The 18,714-nt window shown below is 59.5% G+C and carries 16 protein-coding genes; 1 reads left to right on the forward strand and 15 read right to left on the reverse strand.

Annotated elements, in window-relative coordinates; all coding sequences use genetic code 11:
• Position 1: 1 nt before the first annotated feature.
• The 6 genes from ribA to K0B93_RS18030 all read right to left on the reverse strand — a co-directional run bounded on the left by ribA (position 2) and on the right by K0B93_RS18030 (position 7,499).
• Positions 2-616 carry a GTP cyclohydrolase II gene (ribA, locus tag K0B93_RS18005; protein WP_219868633.1) on the reverse strand — a complete coding sequence of 205 codons (615 nt, stop codon included), beginning with the start codon at positions 614-616 and terminating at the stop codon, positions 2-4.
• Between the two features lie 141 nt (positions 617-757).
• Positions 758-1,240 carry a cyclic pyranopterin monophosphate synthase MoaC gene (moaC, locus tag K0B93_RS18010; protein WP_324125812.1) on the reverse strand — a complete coding sequence of 161 codons (483 nt, stop codon included), beginning with the start codon at positions 1,238-1,240 and terminating at the stop codon, positions 758-760.
• Positions 1,241-1,323: 83 nt separating this feature from the next.
• Positions 1,324-2,295, reverse strand: a complete 972-nt coding sequence (locus K0B93_RS18015; RefSeq protein WP_219868634.1) for a Nudix family hydrolase — start codon at positions 2,293-2,295, stop codon at positions 1,324-1,326.
• A 2-nt stretch (positions 2,296-2,297) separates the two neighbouring features.
• Positions 2,298-3,515 carry a bifunctional glutamate N-acetyltransferase/amino-acid acetyltransferase ArgJ gene (gene argJ, locus K0B93_RS18020; RefSeq protein ID WP_219868635.1) on the reverse strand — a complete coding sequence of 406 codons (1,218 nt, stop codon included), beginning with the start codon at positions 3,513-3,515 and terminating at the stop codon, positions 2,298-2,300.
• Between the two features lie 106 nt (positions 3,516-3,621).
• Positions 3,622-6,366, reverse strand: a complete 2,745-nt coding sequence (secA, locus tag K0B93_RS18025) for a preprotein translocase subunit SecA (protein WP_219868636.1) — start codon at positions 6,364-6,366, stop codon at positions 3,622-3,624.
• A gap of 197 nt (positions 6,367-6,563) precedes the next feature.
• The gene (locus K0B93_RS18030) at positions 6,564-7,499 is read right to left on the reverse strand and encodes a M23 family metallopeptidase (protein WP_228743582.1); all 936 of its coding nucleotides are present in this window, start codon (positions 7,497-7,499) and stop codon (positions 6,564-6,566) included.
• A gap of 233 nt (positions 7,500-7,732) precedes the next feature.
• On the opposite strand from K0B93_RS18030, the gene K0B93_RS18035 reads away from it, so the two are divergent.
• Positions 7,733-8,179 (forward strand): DUF721 domain-containing protein, encoded by a 447-nt coding sequence (locus K0B93_RS18035; protein ID WP_219868638.1) that lies wholly within the window; start codon positions 7,733-7,735, stop codon positions 8,177-8,179.
• 11 nt (positions 8,180-8,190) lie between these two features.
• Here the strand turns inward: K0B93_RS18035 and lpxC are convergent, their stop codons facing one another.
• The 9 genes from lpxC to murD form a co-directional block, all read right to left on the reverse strand.
• Entirely contained in the window at positions 8,191-9,108 is a 918-nt protein-coding gene (lpxC, locus tag K0B93_RS18040; RefSeq protein ID WP_219868639.1) for a UDP-3-O-acyl-N-acetylglucosamine deacetylase, read from the reverse strand.
• Between the two features lie 223 nt (positions 9,109-9,331).
• The gene (gene ftsZ, locus K0B93_RS18045) at positions 9,332-10,489 is read right to left on the reverse strand and encodes a cell division protein FtsZ (protein ID WP_219868640.1); all 1,158 of its coding nucleotides are present in this window, start codon (positions 10,487-10,489) and stop codon (positions 9,332-9,334) included.
• 97 nt (positions 10,490-10,586) lie between these two features.
• Positions 10,587-11,822 carry a cell division protein FtsA gene (ftsA, locus tag K0B93_RS18050; protein WP_219868641.1) on the reverse strand — a complete coding sequence of 412 codons (1,236 nt, stop codon included), beginning with the start codon at positions 11,820-11,822 and terminating at the stop codon, positions 10,587-10,589.
• Between the two features lie 35 nt (positions 11,823-11,857).
• A complete protein-coding gene (locus K0B93_RS18055) occupies positions 11,858-12,697 on the reverse strand; it encodes a cell division protein FtsQ/DivIB (RefSeq protein ID WP_219868642.1) in 840 nt (279 codons plus the stop codon).
• Positions 12,690-13,655, reverse strand: a complete 966-nt coding sequence (locus K0B93_RS18060; protein ID WP_219868692.1) for a D-alanine--D-alanine ligase — start codon at positions 13,653-13,655, stop codon at positions 12,690-12,692. The genes K0B93_RS18055 and K0B93_RS18060 overlap by 8 nt, the downstream gene beginning before the upstream one ends.
• A gap of 1 nt (position 13,656) precedes the next feature.
• The gene (murC, locus tag K0B93_RS18065) at positions 13,657-15,102 is read right to left on the reverse strand and encodes a UDP-N-acetylmuramate--L-alanine ligase (protein WP_219868643.1); all 1,446 of its coding nucleotides are present in this window, start codon (positions 15,100-15,102) and stop codon (positions 13,657-13,659) included.
• Positions 15,095-16,180 (reverse strand): undecaprenyldiphospho-muramoylpentapeptide beta-N-acetylglucosaminyltransferase, encoded by a 1,086-nt coding sequence (gene murG, locus K0B93_RS18070; protein WP_219868644.1) that lies wholly within the window; start codon positions 16,178-16,180, stop codon positions 15,095-15,097. Before murG ends, murC begins: the two co-directional genes overlap by 8 nt.
• Positions 16,173-17,372, reverse strand: coding sequence for a putative lipid II flippase FtsW (gene ftsW, locus K0B93_RS18075; RefSeq protein ID WP_219868645.1), 1,200 nt, complete (start codon positions 17,370-17,372; stop codon positions 16,173-16,175). The genes murG and ftsW overlap by 8 nt, the downstream gene beginning before the upstream one ends.
• On the reverse strand, positions 17,372-18,712 hold the full coding sequence (murD, locus tag K0B93_RS18080) for a UDP-N-acetylmuramoyl-L-alanine--D-glutamate ligase (protein ID WP_219868646.1): 1,341 nt from the start codon (positions 18,710-18,712) through the stop codon (positions 17,372-17,374). Before murD ends, ftsW begins: the two co-directional genes overlap by 1 nt.
• Positions 18,713-18,714: the final 2 nt, after the last annotated feature.

The following is an 18,714-nucleotide window of genomic DNA, read 5'->3' on the forward strand; positions in this document are numbered from 1 at the left end:
ATTATCCCTCGGGATCGTCGTCCTGATGAGTCTCAAACCAGTGTCCGAGCTTACTTTGCTTGGTGTCGAGGTAGTGCTCGTTATGGGGGTTGCGCCCCACGTGCAGGGGCACCCGCTCGGCTATGTCGATGCCATAGGACGACAGGGCCTTTACCTTGCGGGGGTTGTTGGTCATGAGCCTCAGGCTTTTGATGCCCAGGTGCTCCAGCATGTCCTTGCACATGCTGTAATCCCGAAGATCTGCCGCAAAGCCGAGCCGTTCATTGGCTTCTACGGTGTCCGCGCCCTGATCCTGCAGGTGGTAGGCACGAATCTTGTTCAACAGCCCAATACCCCGACCTTCCTGACGCAGATACATGAGGATCCCCCGACCTTCCCGGGCTATGCTGCGCAAGGCCTCTTCGAGTTGATAACCACAGTCACATCGCATGCTGTAAAGCGCATCACCGGTCAGGCACTCGGAGTGGGTCCGGGCAAGCATGGGTTCCGTGCTGTTCAATTCACCCAGTGTCAGTGCTATGTGTTCTTTGCCAGTGTCCGGTTCTTCAAAGCCGTGCATGTCAAACACCCCGAACGGGGTCGGCAACCGGCAGGTCTGGATGTAACGAACAGCCACAGTCGTTCCTCGTGGTTCAGTCAATCGGGCCGCGCATTCTATCACGCGGCCGTCGGCTTGGCGTAGTCCCGGCACTGTAGCTCCTCCGATGATGTTGAGATATCGGTGATTTACGCACCGGCGATCCGCCCGGATTAAACCTCAGGGACTTTCCGCCACCCAATGGCCGCTGCGCCCACCTATTTTCTCGAGCAGGCGGACCGCCCCTATTTCCATGCCGCGATCCACTGCCTTACACATGTCATAGAGGGTCAGAGCCGCAACGCTGGCTGCGGTCAGCGCTTCCATTTCCACACCGGTCTGACCAGAGAGCTTGCAGCGGGTCAGGATGTGGACCGAAGCGCCATCATCTCCAGGCGTCAGCTCTACTTTCACCGAGGTAAGGTTAAGTGAATGGCACAGGGGGATCAGCTCATGGGTTTTCTTGGCGGCCATGATGCCCGCAATTCGGGCAACCGCCAGCACATCACCCTTGGGATGTTCACCCTCAATAATCATATTCAGGGTTGCCGGTGCCATGCGTATCGTGGCCTCGGCGCGTGCCTCACGTTCGGTGACCGCTTTCTCGGTCACATCGACCATGCGGGCCTCACCCTTGTCATCAAGATGCGTCAGTTTGCTCACAATGTCTCCAGGAATTGTTGAACGGGAATGACTACTGCAGGAGGACGAGCATACCAGATGACCGGCGACACCGCCGTCAACCGTCAGAGTTCAGGCCACCAGAACCGGATGCCCGCCACACCCTGACCGCCTTCGTCACGGGCACGTGTTACATCGTCGGGCCCCAGTCCACCGAGAGCATAGACAGGAACCCGGGCGGCAGCCGCCAGGCGTCTGAATTCATCCCAGCCGATTGCTTTGGCTTCCGGATGGGTGGCCGTAGGCTTAACCGGTCCAAGGGTGACATAGTCCGCCCCCAGCGCGGTCGCGTGGGCAATCTGCCCGGCATCATGACAGGACACGCCAAGCCAGGCGCCATGAGAAATCGGGCGGGCCGACAACGCGGCAGCTTCCCGCCCGGGCAGATGCAGCCCGGCTGCCCCCGGGGTTTCCCGGTACATCGCAGGGCCGCCATGGACAATCAGTCCGACACCAGCCTCGCTGCACTCCGGCAGCGAGTGTCTTGACAATCGCAGGTATTCCACCGGCGCCAGGGCGGGCGCTCGCAGAACGACCAGGCCCGCCGCCGATCGCGCCAGCGAGGCCCGTAATGCCGACACGCCGTCAGTCACATTCCCGATGGCACCGGTGATGGGCAGGACCGCGGGCAACCTCAGGGCCCGGATGATTGGCCGGTTGGCAGCGGGAAAGTCCTCATCCCGCAGTTCATCGGGCAACACCCACTCCACCGGCTGACCTTCACGGCCCTCGGCAACTCCAGCAGCGTCCTGCGTGCGCCAGACGTCCAGAAACACTCGCTTGTCGCCGTAGTCATGGCGAATCCCGATGACCGGCTCCAGGGAGCTCTCAGGCACGCTCAGACCAGTCTCTTCCGCAATCTCCCGAATCAGGGCCTGCTGCACCGTCTCACCGGGCTCAACCTTGCCACCGGGGAACTCCAGCAACCCACCCTGATGCACATGATCTGGCCGCCGGGCAATCAGCACCCTGCCATCACGTATCACCACTGCCACTGCAACATGCACCTCTCTGACCACAGAGCTCAGCCCGGTCATGCTCAAGTCCGGTACTCGGCATTGATGGTGACGTAGTCGTGGGAGAAGTCGCAGGTCCAGATTGTTTCCCTCACATCACCGCGTTTCAGGTCGATGGCAATGGTGATCTCTTCCCGGTCCATGACTGCCTGGCCCCGTTCTTCCGAGTAGTCGTCAGCACGCCCACCGTTTCGGACCAGGCACACATCGCCCAGGAAAATCTCCAGGGCATTGAGATCCAGATCGGGAACACCCGCCCGTCCCACGGCCGCCAGAATCCGCCCCCAGTTGGGGTCCGAGGCAAACAACGCGGTCTTCACCAGAGGCGAATGGGCGACCGTATAGGCGACATCCAGTGCTTCCTTCTGGCCCGCGGCGCCCGCAACGTCAATCGTAACAAACTTGGTGGCACCCTCACCGTCCCGGACGATGGCGTGGGCCAGTTCCAGGTATACCTGCTCCAGCGCCTCCCGCAGTTTCGCCAGCGTCGGGCTGTCGGGCCTGATTTCCGGTCCCCCATACTGACCGCTGGCCATCAGCATGCAGCAGTCGTTGGTCGAGGTATCACCGTCAATGGTGATGCGGTTGAAGGATTTTTCTCCAAGCTCGACGGCCAGCGCCTGCAACAACCCGGGCTCAATGCGGGCATCGGTCGCGATGAACCCCAACATGGTTGCCATGTTCGGACGAATCATCCCGGCACCCTTGCTGATCCCGGAGATGGTCACGGTATGACCGTCAAGATCGAGCTGACGGGACGCTCCCTTGGGACGAGTATCCGTGGTCATGATACCGCTGGCTGCCTCGGCCCAACGGTTCTCATCGGTATTCGCAAGCGCCTCGGGAAGTGCCCGGACAATCTTCTCAACGGGTAACGGCTCGCCTATCACTCCGGTGGAAAATGGCAGCACCTCCTCCGGGCTAACGCCGGCCCTCTCGGCCAGGGCGCCACAGCAGGCAATAGCATCGGTCATACCTCGCTCGCCGGTACCCGCATTGGCATTACCGGTATTGATAAGCAGATAGCGCGGCGCCTTCTGTGCCAGGTGTCGGCGACTCAGGGTCACCGGCGCCGCACAGAACTGGTTACGGGTAAAAATACCTGCAACGCGGCTTTCCGGCGCCAGCTCAAACAACACAATGTCCTTTCGTCCGGGCTTCTTGATGCCGGCACTGGCAATGCCCAGCTTGACTCCGGCAACCGGGAAAAATTCGGGCAAGGTTCCGGGACCTACCGCCATCCTGCAACTCCTCTGATAACGCCTGAAACAGGCAATTCAAAACGCAAAAACCCGCAGCCTGACCATGTCAGGTTGCGGGTCTCCAACTCTCATTCAGTGTCGGTGATCAGCTGACCTTGCCGTGACACTGCTTGTACTTCTTGCCAGACCCGCACGGACACGGTTCATTGCGCCCCACCTTTGGTTCCTGCCGGACAAAGGTTTCCGGGGTACCCGCAGGCTGCTGCGCACCCTGGGCCTCTCGCTCACGCTGGCTCTCGGCGGTCGCGCTGGTCTGGTCATGGCGCAGGCGAGCCCGGGCCAGCTCCTGCTCAAGCTCCTGCTTGCGACGACGCTCGACCTCCTCCATCTCCTCGCGGCTCTGAACCCGGACGTGACAAAGCACGCGAGTGACGTCGCGCTTCATGGTTTCAAGCATGTCCTCAAACAGGTTAAAGGCCTCGCGCTTATACTCCTGCTTGGGGTTCTTCTGGGCGTAGCCACGCAGATGGATACCGCGACGCAGGTGATCCATGTTGGAAAGGTGTTCCTTCCACAAAGTATCCAGCACCTGCAGGAAGACCTGCTTCTCGAACTTGCGCATCGCCTCGGAGCCGGCTATCTCTTCCTTCGCCTTGTAGGCGGTCACAACCTCGTCGAGAATTTTCTGACGGAGATTTTCCTCGTACAGGTTGCTGTCCTCTTCCAGCCATTTCTGAACCGGCAGATCCAGGGCCATCTCCGACTGGAGCTGGGATTCCAGCCCGGCGACATCCCACTGCTCCGGCATGCTCTGGGGCGGGATATACTCGCTGATCAGAGTTTCGACGACATCGGCCCGGATGGTGTCCACCATCTCGGAGATGTCCTCAGAGGACATCACCTCGTTGCGCTGCTCATAGATGACTGTCCGCTGATCGTTGGCCACGTCGTCGTATTCCAGCAGGGTTTTCCGCATGTCGAAGTTGCGACCTTCCACCTTGCGCTGGGATTTCTCGATGGCGTTGGTGACCATGCGGTGCTCGATAGCCTCGCCCTTCTTCATGCCCATGGCCTGCATCAGGCTCTTGACCCGATCTGGCGCAAAGATCCGCATGAGGTTGTCTTCCAGGGACAGGAAGAAGCGAGAGGAACCCGGATCACCCTGACGACCGGCACGACCGCGCAGCTGGTTATCGATACGACGGGACTCGTGGCGCTCGGTGCCGATGATGTGCAGACCGCCGGCGTCCAGCACCTGATTGTGACGTTCGGTCCACTCGGCCTTGATCTTCGCGATATCTTCCTCGGACGGGTTCTCCATGTCCGCGACTTCGAATTCCCAGTTACCGCCCAGCACGATGTCGGTACCACGACCCGCCATGTTGGTGGCAATGGTAACCGCTCCGGGACGGCCGGCCTGGGCAATGATCAGGGCTTCGGAATCGTGCTGCTTGGCGTTCAGGATCTTGTGCTCGATCCGGGCCTTCTTGAGCAGCATTGACAACAGTTCGGAGGCCTCGATGGACGCCGTACCCACCAGAATCGGGCGGCCCTCGGTGGTGACATCCTTGATCTCGTCGATGATGGCGTGGAATTTTTCGTCCTGGGTCAGATAGACAAGGTCGTTGTAATCAATCCGCTGAATCGGCTTGTTGGGCGGAATGACCACGACGTCCAGGCCGTAAATCTGACGGAATTCAAAGGCTTCGGTATCCGCGGTACCGGTCATACCCGCGAGTTTGTCGTACAGACGGAAATAATTCTGGAAGGTGGTGGAGGCCAAGGTCTGGCTCTCCGCCTGGATATCAACTCCTTCCTTGGCCTCAACGGCCTGATGCAGACCTTCGCTCCAGCGGCGGCCGGGCATGGTGCGTCCGGTATGCTCGTCGACAATCACCACCTGGCCACCCTGGACGATGTAGTCAACGTCTTTCTGGAACAGATGGTGCGCACGCAGAGCCGAGTGCACATGGTGCAGCAGGCTCAGGTTGGCGGCCGAGTACAGACTCTCACCTTCCCTCAGGAGGCCCTCTTTCAGCAGCAGCTCTTCGACCCGTTCATGGCCAGCCTCAGTAAGTTCCACCTGCCGGGACTTTTCATCAATAGTGAAATCACCTGTGGGTTCGCCTTCCTCGGGCACCTCACCCTGCTCCAGGTTTGGAATCAGCTCATTGATCGCCTTGTACATCTTGGAGCTGTCTTCGGCAGCGCCAGAAATAATCAGCGGAGTACGGGCCTCGTCAATCAGGATGGAGTCCACTTCGTCCACGATGGCGTAGTTGAGTCCTCGCTGCACCTTGTCTTCGGTGCTGAACGCCATGTTGTCCCGAAGGTAGTCGAAGCCAAACTCGTTGTTGGTGCCGTAGGTGATGTCAGCCTGATAGGCAGCGCGCTTCTCTTCCTGCGGCTGACCCGATGCCACCACGCCGACCTGCAGTCCGAGGAAGCGGTACAGCTTGCCCATCCACTCGGCGTCGCGGCGAGCGAGGTAGTCGTTCACCGTCACCAGGTGCACCCCTTTGCCGGGTAACGCATTCAGATAGACCGATGCCGTCGCTACCAGCGTCTTGCCCTCGCCGGTCTTCATTTCGGCGATATGCCCTTCATGGAGCGTTATCGCACCCACCAGCTGCACATCGTAGTGGCGCATGCCCATGACTCGACGACCCGCCTCCCGAACCGTGGCAAAAGCCTCCGGCATAACGGCTTCAAGGGTCTCACCTTCATCGATACGCCGACGGAACTCAGCGGTCTTGCCCTGCAACTCAGTATCAGACAGATTGCCAAACTGCTCCTCAAGTTCATTAATGCGCGACACAACCTTGCGCATTCTCTTGATTTCCCGGGCGTTTTTACTGCCGAACATTTTGGTTGCAAGCTTTGCGAACATAGACCACTGCTTCTTTGATTAAACGGAGGAAGCCGGCATTCTAACCTTATTTCGCGACAGGACAAAAGGTGGGCCTCACAGCCGCCGGATTTGATATAACTTACTGATGTGTTCGGACCGCCGGCGCGGATGATTACAGATGCTGCCGGCGATTACGGGACTCAGGGAAAGGCAAGAAAACCGGGATGAAAACGCGCCTAGTTGCTCGAACGGGCGATGTATTTTACCGGATCTTTGGAGCGACCGTTGTCCAGAACCTCGAAATGCACATGCGGCCCGGTCGACCGGCCAGTGCTGCCCATCAGGGCGACTACCTGCCCTTTCTGGACCACATCACCGACCTTGACCTTGATGGTCTTGCAGTGCCCGTACCGGGTCACCAGGCCATCACCATGGTCGATTTCCACGAGGTTGCCGTAGCCGTACCGGTCTCCCGCCCAGGTAACGACGCCACCAGCCACCGAAATGATGTCACTGCCATCCTTACCCGCCAGGTCGACGCCGTCGTGCCAGGTACGCTTACCGGTGAAGGGATCGGAGCGGTACCCGTACTTGGAGGAGAGCCAGCCCCAGGTGATCGGGCGCCCCTCGACAAACATCTCCTCCTCCAGCTTCTTACGGGAGGCAAGCTTGTCCAGCAGGCGCAACTGCTGTTCGCGGTCATCGAGTTGGGCTTCCAGTCGCTCGATCATGGCGGTCAGACCGGGCGCGGTGAAGGACTCTTTCTCAGTACCGCCTTCCGGACCACCAACGGCTGCTGGCTCGCTAAAATTGAACTCCTCACTGGCGACCAGTCCGGATTCAACAAACCGCTGTCCGAGTGCATCCAACCGGAGCAGGCGACCCTGCATCGCACCCAAACGAAGCGTCAGCGCGTCAATCTGCTGCTGAACTTCCTGCTCCACCGCGACCAGCTCGGACTTCTGCTCATCCAGGCGCGCTTTCCAGTGGGCAACCAATCCGGAAGGAGTCGGCTTCTCTGCTTCGGCTTTACTGATCGCGACCTGATAGCCCGCCCAGCCAGCACAACCGAGCAAGGCAAGCACAAGAAGAACAAGGCCGATGGCGACGGCGCCGTTCAGTGCCACCACACGGGATTTCCCATGGTGCTTGCCAACAAGGATAATGTTCATATTGTCATCTGGTTTCATCGTTGAGCCGCAACCTGGTTCCTGTAGTGTTGCGCCCCGGAAGTTTCCGAGTGGGCTTGCCGTCCATGACAACAACTACGTACCTAAAAAGTCGCAGCGCCCGGGTAGACATAGTGAGTTTCCACAATGTAAAACGAGTCTAATACAGGCACTACGCACAAACCGTGCCGAAGTGTAACCAATCGTAAACGAATTCGTCGAGTGAACGGTCGTCAATGAAGCGAAAAAGTGAACAGAAATTGAGCTTCGACAAACTCGGTGGCACGCCGGTTTTGAAAGATCTTGTCGCCAGGGCGGAACTTCATCGCCAGGCAGAAGAACAGGTTCTTGGCGCTGTGCCGCCGGCACTTGCAGCCGGAACCCGATTTGTCAGTTGCCATGAAGGAGAGCTCGTGCTGTCCGCAGAGACCGCAGGCAAGGCCAGCCAGATCCGTTTTCGCCAGCACGAAATCATGGAAAAGGTCCGCGAATATGAGCTGTTCCGGTACGTCTGGAAGCTGAAGGTCAAAGTGACCCCACCCCGCTTTCGGGAGAAGCCGGCATTCAGAAAAGCGCCGCTCAGCAAAGAAAATGCCCGGCTCCTCAAAGAGGAAGCCGGGCACACGAAGGATAAAAAACTACGCGAGGTTCTCGAAAAACTCGCAAGCCACGTCCGGGATTAAGGCGTCCTGCCTTAAGCCTGGGCCGCCAGCACAGGTTTCATGTAGGAGATAGGCGCGGTGGCTTCGTCGTCAAACGTGACCACTTCCCATGCATCCTCTTCTGCCCTGAGCTTGCGGAGCAGCTTATTGTTCAGGTCGTGACCGGACTTGATACCACGGAACTCACCAATCAGGCTGTTGCCCAGCAGGTAAAGGTCACCGATGGCGTCCAGGACCTTGTGCTTGACGAACTCGTCGTCGTAACGAAGACCGTCTTCGTTAAGAATCTTGTAGTCGTCAACCACAATGGCGTTATCCACGCTACCACCCAACGCCAGATTCATCGCCCGCAGCTTTTCAATATCACGCATGAACCCGAAAGTCCGGGCGCGACTCACTTCCTTGACAAAGGAAGTGCTGGAAAAGTCGACAGTGGCGGTCTGGGCACGGCCCTTGAAGACCGGATGGTCGAAATCGATGCCGAAGCTGACCTTGAAGCCCTCAAACGGCAGGAAGGTGGCTTTCTTGTCACCCTCTTCAATGGTCACTTCGCGCTTGATGCGAATGAAACGCTTGGCAGCTTCCTGCTCGGCGATGCCGGCAGACTGGAGCAAAAACACAAACGGTCCCGCAGAACCATCCATGATCGGCACCTCGGCAGCACTGAGTTCCACAAAGCAGTTATCGATACCGAGACCAGCCATGGCTGACAGCAGATGCTCTACTGTTGCCACACGGACACCGTCTTTTACCAGCGTCGTGGACAGCATGGTCTCACCCACATTTTCCGCGCAGGCACGAATCTCGACCGCTGGGTCCAGATCGGTCCTCCGGAAGATGATTCCCGAGTCAACCGGCGCGGGCTTCAGGGTCAGGTATACCTTCTCTCCTGAGTGCAGCCCCACACCCGTTGCTCGGATAGTGTTTTTTAGTGTCCGTTGTCTGATCATCGGTTCATTATTCCGTCACAAAATGTCGATATTCTGAGCAAAAATCTGCCCGGAGAATATCAGAAAGTAATACTGAGTACCATTTAACCAGCTTGGCTTTGCGTCAAATTTACAATAAGCCAACGTTCGGTAATCAGTGCACGTTTTTTCCGGATTAATGGTTCATTATTTTTTACATTCCATGGAGCCAAACCCCAAACCGGACCAAAGTTACAACAGATTATCAATCAGCCTGCCGACGGAGGAATGCGGGAATGTCGAGATAGTCGACCCCCTGCTCTTCGCTCTCTTTGCTCTGATCAATCGCCACGTTACCGTGAGATACGGCACGGCGGCGCAGAACGGCCGGACGATCAAGCTGGTTGTAGTCGGTTTTGCCGTCCAGGGTGCGGGTATTGTCCACCACCTTGGTCGGCTTCTCGCGATCCCCTCCCAGGCCAGTCGCAACCACGGTTACCTTGAGCTCATCAGTCATCTCCGGATCAATCACTGTGCCCACGACGACGGTGGCGGAATCAGACGCGAATTCGCGCACGATGTCACCAACTTCAGAGAACTCGCCCAGGTTGAGATCCATACCAGCGGTGATGTTGACCAAAATACCCTTGGCACCCTGCAGGTTGATATCCTCCAGCAATGGGCTGCGGACAGCAGCTTCGGCGGCTTCGCGGGCCCGGTTTTCGCCGGTCGCGCGGGCGGTGCCCATCATCGCCATACCCATCTCCGACATGACCGTCTTTACGTCGGCAAAGTCGACGTTGATCATGCCGTTGCGGGTAATCAGGTCGGCAATGCCCTGAACCGCGCCGAGCAATACGTCGTTGGCTGAGGCGAAGGCATCCAGCAGGCTGGTCTTCTTGCCCATGACCGCCAGCAATTTCTCGTTCGGGATGGTGATCAGCGAGTCGACGCTTTCTTCCAGTTCCTTCAGGCCGGACTCGGCAACGCTCATGCGCTTGCCACCCTCAAACATGAAAGGCTTGGTGACGACGGCAACGGTCAGGATCCCGAGCTCACGGGCGACTTCCGCGACCACCGGCGCAGCCCCCGTTCCGGTACCACCCCCCATGCCGGCGGTGATGAACACCATGTCCGCGCCCTTGAGCGACTCAGCGATGCGATCCCGGTCTTCGAGGGCTGACTGACGCCCCACCTCCGGGTTTGCACCCGCACCCAGCCCCTTGGTGATGTTGCCACCCAGCTGGATGATCTGCCGGGCATCCATATCGGTCAGTGCCTGGGCATCGGTGTTGGCGCAGATGAACTCCACACCTTCAATGTCGCTGTTGAGCATGTGACGTACGGCATTACCGCCACCACCACCAACACCGACGACTTTAATGACAGCGTTTTGCTGGACATTATCGACGAGTTCAAACATTCCCCTACTCCTTCGTGCTGTTTTATTCAGCCTTTCCAGGCTGTTATTTCGAGATTGTGTTTTCGAGATACCTTCGTTTACTGCCTTCCCGGTGCCGTCAGAAATGACCGGTGAACCAGGCTTTCATTCGCTCAAACAGCGTGGGTGCTTCCTCACCCTTGAGCACTGGCGTCCGCCCAAGATCCATCTGGCGGAAGCCATGAATCAGCAACCCCACGCCCGTGGCGTAAATAGGGTTGTTGACCACTTCCGTCATGCCGGAAACCGCCTGCGGACAGGCCAGCCTTACCGGCATGTGGAAGATTTCTTCGGCCAGTTCCACCACGCCTTCCATGGTGGAGGAACCGCCTGTAATCACGATGCCCGCGGGAATCAGGTCCTCGAAGCCTGAGCGTCGCAACTCCGACTGCACAAGGGTGAACAACTCCTCATAACGAGGTTCCACTACCTCGGCCAGGGCCTGACGGGACAGGTCCCGCGGTGCTCGGTCGCCGACACTCGGGACCTTGATGGTTTCATCTGCACCCGCCAATTGGGTCAGGGCGCAGGCATACTTGATCTTGATCTCCTCGGCGTTTTGCGTGGGCGTGCGCAGTGCCATGGCAATGTCGTTGGTGACCTGGTCACCGGCGATGGGGATCACCGCGGTGTGGCGGATAGCGCCGCCGGTAAAGACGGCGATGTCCGTGGTGCCGCCACCGATGTCCACAACACAGACTCCAAGCTCTTTTTCGTCCTCGGTCAGGATCGCGTGGCTGGAGGCCAGTTGCTCCAGAATGATGTCGTCCACCTCCAGGCCACAGCGCTTCACGCATTTCTCAATGTTCTGAGCGGCGTTCACCGCACAGGTCACCAGGTGCACCTTCGCTTCAAGGCGCACACCGGACATGCCCATCGGCTCCTTGATGCCCTCCTGGCTATCAATCACGAATTCCTGCGGCAGGATGTGCAGGATTTTCTGATCTGCCGGAATCGCTACTGCCTGGGCGGCATCAATCACCCGATCGATATCGGCCTGGGTCACTTCGCGGTCACGGATCGCAACAATGCCATGGGAGTTCAGGCTCTTGATGTGGCTGCCGGCAATGCCCGCAAACACCGAATGGATGCGGCAACCTGCCATCAATTCAGCTTCTTCCACTGCGCGCTGGATGGCCTGGACCGTGGTTTCAATATTGACCACGACCCCACGCTTCAGCCCTCGCGAGGGGTGCGAGCCAATACCCACCACCTCAATGGTGCCGTCCATCTTGCGTTTGCCGACAATCGCAACCACCTTCGATGTTCCGATATCGAGGCCGACAATCATGTTTTCCGTTTCAACCGATGACATGTATCTCACCAAACCGTGGTCTGAATTAACCGTTACTATGATTTCGGGCCGGAAGCGGATTCCGCCGCTTTCCACTGCACCGCGACACCGTTGGTGTAACGGGCATCCACCCGACTGACTTCATCCGACCGTGACGCCAGCCGGGTTTCATACACTGTGATAAACCGTTCAAACCTCTGCTCTACCTGATCCCGACCCAGCACCACTTCGATGCCGTTGGCCAACTGCAGCGTCCAGGCACCGCGCTGCTCCAGTGACAGCCCCGCAAAGTTCAGACCGTGGCTAACCAGTTGTTCACTCATGATCTGAGCCATCTTGATGACGTCCCGTACCCGCTCATCCGGACCAGCCAGCCTCGGCAGCCGCCCCGCGACCTGCGGATTGGCCGGCGCAAACAGTTCCCCGGTCCGACTCACCAGGCGCCCGTCGGTCCAGTAGGCCAACGGCTTTTTCTCCCGGATATCGATCACCAGGCGATCGGGCCACACCCGGCGCACGGCGGCCGACTCAACCCAGGGCCTTTGCTCCAGATTGGCCTTGATCTCCGACAGGTCCGTGGCGAAATAACTCTTGCCAATCCAGTTACCGGCAGCCCGTTCAATCGCCACCCGGCTGTCGCCGATAAATTCGCCATTCACGTCGACCGCCATAAATTGCTGGTCCATGGCTCCCAGCACCTTGCTGGTGCCCCAGGGCACCAGCGCCGCCAACAACACGATCACCGCGCCCATGCCCACCTGCAGCCAGGGCACCGCGGCGAGCACCGCCTTCAACACACCAAACCGGTCCCGCTCGGGCCCGAGGGACGTAGCCCCCCGGCGCCGCGAGGGTTCGGACGGTACCGCCCGACTCCGGATCAGCAGTGTCTCAAGCATCGGCGTCCTCCAGGGTGTCGCGCAGAATCCGGACCACCAGTTCTTCGAAACTGATCCCGGCGGCTTTCGCAGCCATCGGCACCAGACTGTGGTCGGTCATGCCCGGCACTGTGTTCACTTCCAGCAACCAGAACTGGCCATCTTCGTCCTGCATGATGTCCACCCGCCCCCAGGTCCGGCAGCCGACTACCCGAAAGGCGTCCAGCGCCAACTGTTGCAGACGGAGCTCGTCCTCCGGTGCAAGGCCGCAGGGAATCCGGTAATGGGTATCATCGGCCAGGTACTTGGCGTCATAGTCGTAGAACACATGATCGGTGCTCAGGCCGATGGCCGGCAGTGCCTGATCCTGCAGAAGACTGACCGTGAACTCCGGACCCTCGATCCACTCCTCCACCAGCACCAGGGTGTCCAGCGCTTCCGCTTGCTTATAGGCCTCTGCCAGCTCCGCGGCATTGCTGACCTTGCGGATACCAATGCTCGACCCCTCCCGGGAAGGCTTTACGCTCAGCGGCGGTCTCAGCACGGCGACAATCTGCTCGGCCTCATCTGCAGCGGCCATGGTGCGGAACCTGGGGGTCGGCAGCCCGCAACCTTCGAACACGTACTTGGTGCGCAGTTTGTCCATCGCCAGCGCAGACGCCAGCATCTCACTGCCGGTGTAGGGAATCCCGGCCTGAGACAGAATGGCCTGTAACGTACCGTCTTCTCCGCCGCGGCCGTGCAGAGCGATAAAGACACGGTCGAAATTCGGGTTCTCGGCAGTCTTCAGCAAGCAGCCGCGAACGTCGACCGCAAAAGCATCGACACCGGCCGACACCAGTGCTGACAACACTGCCTTGCCGCTCTTCAGGGACACTTCGCGCTCGGCGGAATCCCCCCCCATGAATACCGCAACTCGGCCCAGCGCCCGGACGAGTTCCGGGGGCGCCTGGTAGGCCTGAGGTTCGGGATGTTGCATCTCACTCACTGGCAATCACTCCTGCTGCGGCCAATCTCGCCGCTACACCACCAATATCTCCGGCGCCCTGGGTCATCAACAGGTCGCCGTCCTGAAGCACATTCGCCAACAGGCTCTCGATTTCGTTGTTGTCTTCGACAAACATGGGCTCAACCTTGCCCCGTTGCCGGATGCTACGACAGAGCGCACGGCCGTCAGCGCCGGGAATGGCGGGCTCACCCGCGGAATACACTTCCATCAGCAACAGACCGTCGACCTCGGACAGAACCCGGACAAAGTCTTCGTACAGGTCTCGGGTTCGGCTGAACCGATGGGGCTGGTAAAGCATCACCAGGCGACGACCCGGCCAGGCATCGTGGGCGGCCCGGATCACCGCTTCGACTTCGGTCGGATGGTGACCATAGTCATCCACCAGGGTGATCATGCCCTTGGGCGTTTGATAGTCGCCGTATACCTGGAACCGGCGGCCCACGCCTGCAAAGCTGGCAAGGCCCTTGCAGATTGCATTATCGGCAACGCCCTCATCGGTTGCCACGGCAATGGCCGCGAGAGCGTTCAGCACGTTGTGACGCCCCGGCATCTTGAGCTCCACCGCCAGATCACTCCGGCCACCCGGACGCTTGACCAGAAAACGGGTCCGCAAGCCGTCCGATTCGATGTCCTCGGCGCGGTAGTCGGCCTCGGGATTATCAATGCCGTAGGTAATGATGGCCCGGGAAATTCGCGGGATGATTTCGCGGACAAAACCGTCGTCGACACACATGACGGCAACGCCGTAGAACGGCAGGTTGTGCAGAAAGTCGACAAAAGTCTGTTTCAGCTTCTCGACGTCCCCACCATAGGTATCCATATGGTCCGCTTCGATGTTGGTCACCACCGAGATGACCGGTGTCAGATGCAGGAACGAGGCGTCGCTCTCATCCGCTTCTGCGACGAGGTAACGGGAATCGCCAAGCTGGGCATTTGTGCCGGCGCTGTTCAGCTTGCCACCGATGACAAAGGTGGGGTCGAGACCGGCCTCACCCAGCACCGACGCGATCAGACTGGTGGTGGTCGTCTTGCCGTGGGTGCCTGCCACCGCGATGCCATGCCGATAGCGCATGATCTCCGCCAGCATTTCAGCCCGGGGAACGATAGGAACCCTCCGAGCGCGCGCCGAAACAACCTCGGGGTTGTCATCAGCCACGGCGGAGGACACCACGACAACGTCCGCCTTGGCGCTGTTTTCGGGACCATGACCGATGTGCACTTCCACGCCCATGGCCTTGAGCCTCGCAGTGACTGCCCCCTCCTTGATGTCCGAACCAGAGACATCGTAGCCCTGATTCTTCAGCACTTCGGCAATACCACTCATGCCGGCGCCGCCGATACCCACAAAATGGATATGGCGAATCCGGCGCATTTCCGGCACCTGATAGACCAGCGGCGGATTCGTTGCATCAGCCATTGGCGGCCTCCAGACAGTAATTCACGACTCTCTCCGTTGCATCCGGGCGGGCCAGCGCGCGTGCGGCCTTCGCCATGTTTGTTACCCGGGTCCGATCTCTGCTCAGGTCGCCCAGGGTCTCTGCCAGTCCTTCCGGTGTCAGCCGGTTTTGCGGAATCAATATCGCCGCACCCGCGTTCACCATTTGCTGGCCATTCTTGGTCTGGTGGTCGTCAACTGCGTGCGGGAAAGGCACGAGGATGGCCCCGATGCCGGCCGCACAGAGCTCGGAAATGGTCAGGGCTCCGGCCCGGCACAACACGACATCAGCCCAGTCGTAGGCCTCAGCCATATCCTTGATAAACGGCTCGACTCTGGCCTCGACCCCATGCTGCTCGTAGGCGGCACGGGCCGCCTCAACGTGTTTCTCGCCGCATTGATGCCGGACGACCGGCCGTTCGTTTTCAGGCATAGCTGCCAGGGCCTCCGGAACCTGCTGGTTGAAAACCTGCGCTCCGAGACTGCCACCGACCACCAGCAGCCGCAGTACACCGTCACGGTTGGCCATACGCTGGTCCGGTGTCGGCAATTTCGCCAGATCCTGCCGGACCGGATTGCCGGTGCACCGGGTAATCACCTCGGCACCGAAACTGCCCGGAAATGCCTCGAGGACCGTCTCGGCAAACCGCACCAGCAGACGGTTGGTCATCCCTGCCACCGCATTCTGTTCATGGATAACCAAAGGTGTACGCGTCAGCCACGCGGCCACGCCGCCCGGGCCGGTCACAAAACCGCCCATACCCACAACACAGTCAGGGCGAATCCGCCGCATGATGGTGAAGGCCTCACCCAGTGCCCGCATCAAGCGGAATGGAGCCAGCAGCAGTGCCAATTTCCCCTTGCCCCGCAGACCCGAGATGTGAATCAGGGACAGCGGGATGTCGGTGTCGCCGATCAGACGCTGTTCCATGCCACCGCTGGCCCCAAGCCAGTAAACCTGGTGCCCCTTTTCCTCGAGCGCGCGGGCCGTTGCCAGCGCCGGGAAAACGTGACCACCGGTACCACCAGCCATCATCAGGAAACGGCGCTGGTCAGTCATAAACCGCACCTCCCCGGGCTCGTGGGCGGGCCTTTTCCTGCCCCAGGCGTACCTGGTCCAAACGTTCCATCTCGACCCGAGCCAGGACACCGATACCCACACACATGATCATCAGACTGGAGCCGCCATAACTGACCAACGGCAGAGTCAGCCCCTTGGTCGGCAGCATGCCGGTGCTGACGGCAATGTTGATTGTCGCCTGCAGCCCAATCAGCAGGGTGATGCCATAGGAGAAACACGCACCAAAGGGCATGTTCGCTTTCTCGGCCCGACGGGCAATAACAAACCCGCTGACCACCAGCAGGGTAAATAACGCCAGGACAATCAATGAGCCCAGCAGGCCGAATTCCTCGGCGATAATGGCAAATATGAAATCCGTATGGGCCTCGGGCAGATAAAACAGTTTCTGGATTGAGTTTCCGAGGCCAACGCCGCCCCAGTCGCCACGACCGAAGGCAATCAACGACTGGGTCAACTGGTAGCCACTGTCAAACTGATCCTTCCAGGGATCGAGATAGCTCACTACGCGCTTGAGACGATAGGGCTGGGTCAGAACCAGCAGCCCGCCGAGCACAACCAGAGTCACGATCAGCGGAACGAACCGGCTCAGCCGGACGCCACTGAGGAAAATCATGCCGGCGGCAGCCGAAACCAGTACCACGGTGGCCCCGAAGTCCGGCTGAATCACCAGCAACACAGACGCCACCCCAAGCACGACCAAGGGCTTGAGAAAGCCGACCCAGGTGTTCAGCAGCTCTTCGCGGCGGCGGACAACGTACCCGGCGAGATATGCGATCAGACACAACTTGGCGACCTCGGATACCTGAACATTGAACAGACCGAAGGGAATCCAACGGGTAGAACCATTCACGGTGCGCCCCAGCGGTGTCAGAACCAGTACCAATACCAGAAGGCCTACGCCCAGCATGAGCCAACCGCTGCGCTCCCACCATGAGATGGGCACGTTGACAGCCACCAGCGCCAGCACGCAGCCCAGCGTGGCAAAGAGCAGCTGCCGAATCACATAGTGGTAGCTGTTGCCCATGGTTTCGGCAGCCATGTCCATGGACGCCGAGGAAATCATCACCACCCCCATCACCAGCAAGGCAACGGCACTGATGACCAGCATCGGAAGCGGCTGAAGCTCACCCAGCCACTGGTTTCGGTTTGGCAACGTGATTCCTGTCTGCATCACAACGCCTCCACCAGTGTGCGGAACTGGTCGCCGCGATCACCATAGTCGCGGAACATGTCGAAGCTGGCACACGCGGGTGACAACAACACGCGATCGCCGTCCTGTGCCAGCCCGGAAGCGATGGTGACCGCTTCCGCCAGCGAGCGGGCAATGTGGCTGTCAACGCCGTTGCCGATGGCTTCGGCGACCTGCCCGGCATCCTGGCCAATCAGCACCAGCGCCCGACAGTGCAAAAGAACAGGCGCCTGCAGCGGGGCAAAGTCTGCACCCTTGCCGTCGCCCCCGGCGATAAGCACGACCTTGCCTCGCTCGGGCGCCAGGCTCTCGATCGCCGCCACTGAGGCACCCACGTTGGTGCCCTTGGAGTCGTTGATGTAATCGACCCCGCCCACCTGCCGGATAAACTCACAGCGATGTGGCAGACCGGGGAAACGGCGGGCCACATCGAGCATGACCTCCATTGGCAGGCCCGCGGCATACCCAAGACCCAGGGCCGCCATCACATTGCTGATGTTGTGCTGGCCCATCAGGTGCAGGTCACTCGCCAGCAACAGATTGTCAAAACCGAAGGTAATCCAGGTGCCCTGATCGTCATCCCGGGTACTGAAGGTTTCCGGATTCACCCGGTGAAACCCGAAACAGATGAATCGGAGGTTGTCCCTCGCCATCGGCGTACTCAAGGCATCATCCAGATTGACCACCGCGTTCTTGCAGCCCCGGAATATCCGCTGCTTGGCCTGGAAATAGGCCATTTTGTTCGGATAACGATCCATATGATCGTCACTGACGTTCAGAACAGTAGCCGCCAGGGCGTTCAGTTCCTCGGTGGTTTCAAGCTGAAAGCTGGACAACTCCAATACGTATAGGTCGGCACCGCGCCCGAGGAGCTCGAGTGCCGGCGTGCCGATATTGCCACCCACTTCCACCCGGCGACCGGCGGCCTTGGCCATCTCCCCGACCAGCGTGGTAACCGTGGTTTTACCGTTGGAACCGGTAATGGCCACGATGGGGGCATCTGCCGCCTCGGCAAACAGATCGATATCGCCGCGGATCCGGGCCCCGTTCTTGCTCGCCCGGGCAATGGCCGGCTCGGCAATGTTGATGCCGGGGCTCACCACCAGTTCATTGAAACCTGCGAACAGCTCCGCATCAAAGGCGCCAAGATGAACCGGCACATCCGGCCAGCCCGCCCGCAACTCGTCAAGACCCGGCGGTGCTTCGCGACTATCCGCAACCGCAATCTCCCGTCCCTGTTCGGATAGATAGCGCACGCAGGAGAGCCCGGTTTTACCGAGCCCTACAATCAATGTGCGACGATCCGAAACAATGACGCTCATAA

The sequence above is a fragment of the Marinobacter sp. F4218 genome, from assembly GCF_019443085.1.
Taxonomy (GTDB): Bacteria; Pseudomonadota; Gammaproteobacteria; order Pseudomonadales; family Oleiphilaceae; genus Marinobacter; species Marinobacter albus.

Excerpts from the sequence above, each read along its gene's own strand:
- ftsA (WP_219868641.1), bottom strand. The coding sequence starts at position 11,822 with ATGTCATCGGTTGAAACGGAAAACATGATTGTCGGCCTCGATATCGGA.
- K0B93_RS18055 (WP_219868642.1), bottom strand. The coding sequence starts at position 12,697 with ATGCTTGAGACACTGCTGATCCGGAGTCGGGCGGTACCGTCCGAACCC.
- ftsW (WP_219868645.1), bottom strand. The coding sequence starts at position 17,372 with ATGCAGACAGGAATCACGTTGCCAAACCGAAACCAGTGGCTGGGTGAG.
- secA (WP_219868636.1), bottom strand. The coding sequence starts at position 6,366 with ATGTTCGCAAAGCTTGCAACCAAAATGTTCGGCAGTAAAAACGCCCGG.
- murD (WP_219868646.1), bottom strand. The coding sequence starts at position 18,712 with ATGAGCGTCATTGTTTCGGATCGTCGCACATTGATTGTAGGGCTCGGT.
- ftsZ (WP_219868640.1), bottom strand. The coding sequence starts at position 10,489 with ATGTTTGAACTCGTCGATAATGTCCAGCAAAACGCTGTCATTAAAGTC.
- K0B93_RS18030 (WP_228743582.1), bottom strand. The coding sequence starts at position 7,499 with ATGAACATTATCCTTGTTGGCAAGCACCATGGGAAATCCCGTGTGGTG.
- murG (WP_219868644.1), bottom strand. The coding sequence starts at position 16,180 with ATGACTGACCAGCGCCGTTTCCTGATGATGGCTGGTGGTACCGGTGGT.
- K0B93_RS18035 (WP_219868638.1), top strand. The coding sequence starts at position 7,733 with ATGAAGCGAAAAAGTGAACAGAAATTGAGCTTCGACAAACTCGGTGGC.
- K0B93_RS18015 (WP_219868634.1), bottom strand. The coding sequence starts at position 2,295 with ATGACCGGGCTGAGCTCTGTGGTCAGAGAGGTGCATGTTGCAGTGGCA.
- lpxC (WP_219868639.1), bottom strand. The coding sequence starts at position 9,108 with ATGATCAGACAACGGACACTAAAAAACACTATCCGAGCAACGGGTGTG.
- argJ (WP_219868635.1), bottom strand. The coding sequence starts at position 3,515 with ATGGCGGTAGGTCCCGGAACCTTGCCCGAATTTTTCCCGGTTGCCGGA.
- K0B93_RS18060 (WP_219868692.1), bottom strand. The coding sequence starts at position 13,655 with ATGCAACATCCCGAACCTCAGGCCTACCAGGCGCCCCCGGAACTCGTC.
- murC (WP_219868643.1), bottom strand. The coding sequence starts at position 15,102 with ATGGCTGATGCAACGAATCCGCCGCTGGTCTATCAGGTGCCGGAAATG.